The 6537-nt window shown below is 31.1% G+C and carries 4 protein-coding genes and 1 tRNA gene; 2 read left to right on the top strand and 3 right to left on the bottom strand.

All coding sequences use genetic code 11. The features are described 5' to 3' along the window. Positions 1 to 276 (bottom strand): hypothetical protein (locus DNC80_RS15830; protein WP_220485248.1); only part of this gene is annotated, 276 nt, incomplete at its 3' end. A 290-nt stretch (positions 277 to 566) separates the two neighbouring features. Between DNC80_RS15830 and DNC80_RS12985 the strand changes: the two genes are divergently transcribed. Beyond that, positions 567 to 1736 (top strand): proline dehydrogenase family protein, encoded by a 1170-nt coding sequence (locus DNC80_RS12985; protein WP_182651595.1) that lies wholly within the window; start codon positions 567 to 569, stop codon positions 1734 to 1736. 61 nt (positions 1737 to 1797) lie between these two features. Here DNC80_RS12985 and DNC80_RS12980 read toward each other — a convergent pair whose 3' ends face one another. Beyond that, positions 1798 to 3585, bottom strand: coding sequence for an ABC transporter ATP-binding protein (locus DNC80_RS12980; RefSeq protein ID WP_182651594.1), 1788 nt, complete (start codon positions 3583 to 3585; stop codon positions 1798 to 1800). Between the two features lie 211 nt (positions 3586 to 3796). Here DNC80_RS12980 and DNC80_RS12975 point away from each other — a divergent pair. Further along, positions 3797 to 3871, top strand: a tRNA-Val gene (locus DNC80_RS12975). Between the two features lie 385 nt (positions 3872 to 4256). Here DNC80_RS12975 and DNC80_RS12970 read toward each other — a convergent pair. Beyond that, on the bottom strand, positions 4257 to 6537 hold a 2281-nt coding region (locus DNC80_RS12970), incomplete at its 5' end, for a triple tyrosine motif-containing protein (protein WP_182651593.1).

Below are 6537 nucleotides of genomic sequence, written 5' to 3'. Positions count from 1 at the left end.
ACCACAAAGAATAATAAACAAAAAATAGATTTTTAAAACTAAACCTTCGCTAGAGAAGAGTTTAGTCTTTTTATAAGCTACTTTTTTATTGCTAAAAAGGTAGAGTAATGCAACAATATTAACCACAGCCATGTAAAAAAACTGCGTGTTTAGTATTTCAATACTTTTAAAATGAGGCAAAAAATCAATCAAAAAATAACAAAAAAGAAAAAATAATGCCATGAAATTTTCATAAAATGAGCTTTGTACTGTATCGTTTTTAATTTCTGTATTCATTTTAATTTTGGTAAGAATTAGTTTCAATATCTAAAGAGATACGCTTGGTTTATACTATTTTTATTTCAATTCAAAACACTTTAATTTACTCTTTTATTTTTTTTTAAAAGGGATTTGGTCATTTCGCATTTTTGAATATAAAACTTTGAATTGTCAAATGTATAAATTTATCAATTCTTAAATTATTTAATACCATAAAAAAGTTCCTATTGCATTTTTCTTTTTTTTGGTATCAAATTTTATAAAAATATTCAAAGTCTGTCTATATTTGTATAAAATTAAAACAGATAATGGAAAAGATATTTGATAATACACAAGTTGCCTTTGCATTAAAAAGCGATACAGAACTTGATCGTGCATATTTTTTATTTAAAATGATAGCTAATCAGCCTCTTGTTAGAATAGGAACAGCAGTTACCAATTTTGCAATCAAAGCACATTTACCAGTAGAAGGATTAATAAGAGCAACGGTTTTTGATCATTTTTGTGGAGGTGTTAACGAAATGGACTGTCTTAGCGTTGTTGATAAAATGTTTACTAAAGGCGTGACTTCTGTATTGGATTATTCAGTAGAAGGAAAAGAAGAAGAAGATCAGTTTGATGCTGCTTTGAAAATGACATTAAAAACAATCGACTTTGCTAAGAAAAGAGATGCTATTCCTTTTGCCGTTTTTAAACCAACTGGTTTTGGACGATTTGAATTGTATGAAAAGCTAGGTAACAATGAGAAATTAAATGAAGAAGAACAAATTGAATGGAATAGAGTGGTAGCTCGATTTGATTTGGTTTGCAAAGAAGCTCATGAAAAAAATGTATCACTATTAATAGATGGTGAAGAAAGTTGGATGCAAGATGCTGCCGATGATCTTGTGACTCAAATGATGCGCAAATACAATAAAGAGAAAGCGATTGTTTTTAACACTTTGCAAATGTACCGTTGGGACCGATTGGATTACCTGAAAAAATTACATGAGCAAGCTAAAAATGAAGGGTTTCATATAGGAATGAAAATAGTTCGTGGTGCGTATATGGAGAAAGAAAATGTACGTGCTCAAGAAAAAGGATATCCTACACCTATTTGTGCCTCAAAAGAAGCTACAGATATTAATTATGATGCGGCCATTAGTTACATGACTGAAAACTTAGATATGATGTCTATATTTGCTGGTACTCACAATGAGTCTAGCACGTATACACTCATGAATTTAATGCATGAAAAAGGGATTAAATCAAATGATAATAGAATATGGTTTGGACAATTGTACGGTATGAGTGATAATATCAGTTACAACCTAGCCGATTCTAATTATAATGTTTCTAAATATTTACCTTTTGGTCCTGTAAGAGACGTTATGCCTTATTTAATTCGTCGTGCGGAAGAAAACACATCCGTAGCAGGTCAAACAAGCCGAGAGTTAATGATGATTAAAGCGGAAAGAAATAGAAGAAAAGGAAAATAATAAAACCAAAAAACTCCAATTTGTTATCAAATTGGAGTTTTTTTTTGGCTCTAAAAAAAAATTAAGAATTGCTAAACTGCAGATTGCTTAAATTTTTATAAATTCCATTTTCAAGGACAATTAAATCTTGATGTGTTCCTTGTTCGGCAATTATACCATTATCTAAAACCAATATTTGATCTGCAGAGCGAATTGTTGAAAGTCTATGTGCAATAATAATACTGGTTCTACCTTCCATTAAAATTTCAAGAGCTTCTTGAACTAATTTTTCACTTTCACTATCAAGAGCTGAAGTTGCTTCATCTAGGATTAAAATACTAGGATTTTTCAATAAAGCTCTAGCAATAGCAATGCGTTGACGTTGTCCGCCTGAAAGTTTTATTCCTCTTTCACCTACTATTGTCTCAAATTTTTCTGGAAAACTTTCTATAAATTGATATGCATTAGCTTGTTTTGCTGCCACTAAAATTTCTTGGTCCGTTGCATTAGGTTTTCCGTAAGCAATATTCTCTTTAATAGTTCCTCCAAAAAGAATAACATCTTGAGGAACAATACTCATATTACCGCGAAGGTTTTCAAGATCGTAGTCGTAAATGTTTTTTCCATCAATTAAAATTTCACCATTGTCAATATTGTAAAAACGAAGTAGGAGTGATGCTATTGTAGATTTACCTGTTCCACTAGGTCCTACTATTGCTATTTTTTGACCAAAATTAGCTGAAAAATTCACATTTTTTAAAACCTTTATTTCCTTTCTTGACGGATAACTAAATGCAACATTTTTAAATTCTACTGTACCCTTTATTTTTTGTATTTCAACTTTCTCTTTGTTAGAGTTTATTTTTTCTGGGGTTTCGTCAAGCAGTTCAAAAACGCGCTCTGTAGCTCCTATTGCTTTTTGAATTTGTGCATAAAGCTCTGCTATGCCACCAAAAGAAGCACCTACAAAGGTAGAGTACAATACAAATGAAATCAATTGACCTACACTCATTTCGCCACTAATACTCAATTGAACTCCGTACCAAACTACGGCCACAATAGCCCCAAAAAGACAGAAAATTATAAAGGAAGCAAAGTAGCCACGGTATTTACCGCCCTTGATAGCAATTGAAACAACTTCTTTGATTTTTAAATTGTATCGAGCAATTTCATACCATTCATTAGCAAAGGCTTTTACAATACTAATTCCCTGCATTGTTTCCTCTACAATAACTTGACTTTCAGCTACTTTATCTTGAACATTTTTAGAATATTTTCTGATAAATCTACCGAATACAACAGCTGCAATTGCAACCAGAGGTACAACAGACAACATTAAAAGTGTAAGTTTTATACTTTCATTGGCCAATAGAAGAACTCCACCAACAATTAAGATAAACTGGCGTAAAAATTCTGCAATGGTTGATGTAAGTGTATCTTGTATTTGCGTAATATCTGAGCTAATACGACTATTAAGTTCTCCTACACGTTTTTGGGAGAAGAATGACATCGGTAATTTTACCAAATTTGAATATAGTGCTAACCTAAGATTTGCAAGTGTATTTTCAGTAAAATTCACAAATAAAGACAATCTAAAAAAGGAGAAAATAGATTGAAGAAACAAGATCACAAGCAATCCGCCTGCAATTAGGTTTGCTTGGTCATTGTCTTTATTCTTAACACAATCAATTAGCATTCCCATCAGCTTAGGAAATGCCAGGGCCGTTCCCCCCGTAAAAACTAAAAAAAGTAAACCTACATAAAATTTCCATTGATGCTTTCCAGCAAAACGAAAAATTACAGTTGCTTTTTGCAGAGATGATGCCGTAATTTTAGATTTTGGTAAATCGTTTTCTTTGAACCTAGCCATTGATATTTGTTTATACTGCAAATGTAGGACTAACAGATATCAATACAAAACATATCATGTGTTTCGTTATATTTGTAGAATTCTGTCTGCTAGATTATTACAATTTAATTCAAATTTTTTTTGATTTTTTTTTCAAAAAGGCCTTGCAGAATCAAATTCTAACACTATATTTGCACTCGCAATCAGGTAATGATAGCAACCTAGTAAAATAGGGCGATTAGCTCAGCTGGTTCAGAGCACCTCGTTTACACCGAGGGGGTCGGGGGTTCGAACCCCTCATCGCCCACAAGATAAACTCCATTAGAAATAATGGAGTTTTTTTATGTCTATTTTTAATAATGGATTAAGGATCAGGTGTAAAAGTTGGGGATTAAGTAAAAAGAATGTATAATTTGAATAAGAATAAATCAATGTTTCTTCGACCAAGCTCATTTTATGATTCAAATTTTCAATAGTTGCATCAAAATATTTAGTATTTATAATGGTTTTATAGGACCCTTTTCTAATCTATAACACCCAAAAAATCATCAATTTATTTCAAGACTATGCAAGATAGTTAAACTACAATACAGCTTGTTTTTTTATTGACTAAGAAAAGCAGGGTGTTACTAATCCATTATTTCTAGTCCAAACTGTCAATTAAAACTACAAACCCAATAGCCACTTTGTTTCTATTTTATACTCATAAAGTATCCAATTAAATTTTCTTTTTGATTTAATTCCAGTTTTTTTCTTAATCGATATCTGGCCAAATCTACTCCTCCCGTTGATATGTTCATGAATTCAGCAATTTCTTTTGTTGACATGTTCATTAATAAATAAGTTGCCAGGTCCATTTCTCTTGGAGTAATAGTAGGGTGCTTTTCCTTTAATTTTTTCAAAAAATCAAAGTGGACATTTTTCAGGTGTTTTTCAAGATCCTTCCAGCTTTTATCAGTACTAACTTCCTTGAGAATACTTTTGTTTAATTTAGTAAATTGAGTCTTGGCTGCTTCGTCAAATGAGCTTGTATTGATATCTTTTAGCCTTTGAATAATTCCGTTTAATGTTTTATTTTTTTTAACTACCTGTAACGTGTTGTTTACTAATTCTTTGTCTTTTGATAATAGTTTCATTTGCAACTTGTCATTTTCTAGTTTTTCTATTTCTTTCTCTAATTTATATTGTTCTAACCTGATCTTAGTTTCTTTTTCTAAATATAATCTTCGTTGTTCCAAGGTTTCAGCATATTTGTTTTTCCTTATTTTCATTCTTATTCTAAATCGAATATAGTATACCAAACCAGAAGCTATCAGTAAATAAAATAAGTAAGCTGAATAGTGCCTATACCAAGGAGGAGTCACTCTGAATTCAAAAGAAGTTTCACCCGATTGAATCTTAAAGCTGTTTCGTGCTTTCACTTTCATTTTATAATTGCCCTCTTTTAAATTGGTATATTCTTTAATGGTGTTGTTTGACCAAGCACTCCACTTTTCACCAAAGCCTTCTAGTTGATAAGAGAATTCGATATTTTCAAGATTGTCGTAACAAGGGGACGAAAATGTAAACTTTACTTGATTTGAGTCATATGGCAACTCATACTTCATACTTTCGTCTTGCTTATTTCCTAAATAAATGGTGTCTCCAGGAAATGTAAAACTTCTTATATGAGCAATCGGTTTTGATATAGATTTGATTTCGAGAGTAGCATCATAGTGTGCCAGACCATCTGTTAATCCTATAAAAGTGTTTTTGGAATCAATAGTGTTTATTGACATATAATTGGCTACTAATTTTCCAGTCAAACTTGAAAAAGGAGTTATGACATGTTTATATTTATTGTTTCCCACTTTTATCAGCGCTCCCATTGACTCATCATAGAAGTACCACAGATTTCCATTAGTATCTTCATTTAATTTTTTAATTTTTGGAATGAACTTAAAGAGATTGGTCATTATTGAATCTTCTTTAAATTTGCCTTGTATTGTTGAATAAGTGTAAAAAATATTATTTGATTGAAAAAAAACTTTATTATTAATTATTTGAAGACTTCCAACGCCTCTATTTTTTTTAGAAAATTGAGTAAAGGTTTTAATGCTCTTGGTTTTTCTTAAATCATTATTCAGGGCAATCTGATGTATATATTGGTCTTTTTTTAGCCATAAATAATCTTTATCAATTTCAAATGAATTGGATGATTTGTCAATTCCTTCTATTTTATTTCTGAATTTCATTCCTGAACTTGTCTTCTCAAAAACAGAAAAACCATTGTAATTTGCCCCTATGAAAAAGTTAGGATGATTAGGTATTGATTTAAATCCATAATATCCCTTAGGATCAAGGTTCTTAATCATTTTTCCATTCTGTATGAGTAGAGCTCCTTTGTTACTGGCGCATATCAATTCTCTATTGATTACCTCTACATTCCAGGCTTGAGTAGTAGTTCCTTCAATTAGCCTAAAGGAGCCTTCTTTAAAATCTGTGTTCCAAGGATGATAAAAAACACCTTGATTGGTTGCAACATACAAATTCCCTTTATGCACAACAGATGAATAAACAGTACCTAAATTATAGCTAAATCCAAAATAGGTTAGAAATGAATTTTCGTTTACATATGCAATTCCATTATCCAATCCCAGCCATAGATTATTGCTTTTGTCTATAAATGAAGTAAGAACTGTATTGTTTTGAAGCCCTTTGGTGCGGTCGATATGCTGCATGATATTTCCATTTAGATCGCAAACTATGATGCCATCAAGGACTGAATTAATTACAATGTATTTATTTTTATAAAGGACACATCCTAGAGAGCCATTCTTTTTTATAAAAGTATTTGCTTCGGTATTCCATGACACTGCCTGATTGTTTGTTATTATAAAAAGACCTTTATCCAAAGTAGTGGCTAGGATCTTATTTTTTTCTAATTCAACCATGCCCCAAATTTCTGAATTATTTAAAGTGTTTAATCCTTTA

Source organism: Flavobacterium sp. SOK18b, from assembly GCF_014156605.1.
In the GTDB taxonomy this organism is placed as follows: Bacteria; Bacteroidota; Bacteroidia; order Flavobacteriales; family Flavobacteriaceae; genus Flavobacterium; species Flavobacterium tiangeerense.
Note: the sequence above shows the minus strand (reverse complement) of the source record. Positions and strands in the feature narration are given on the sequence as shown.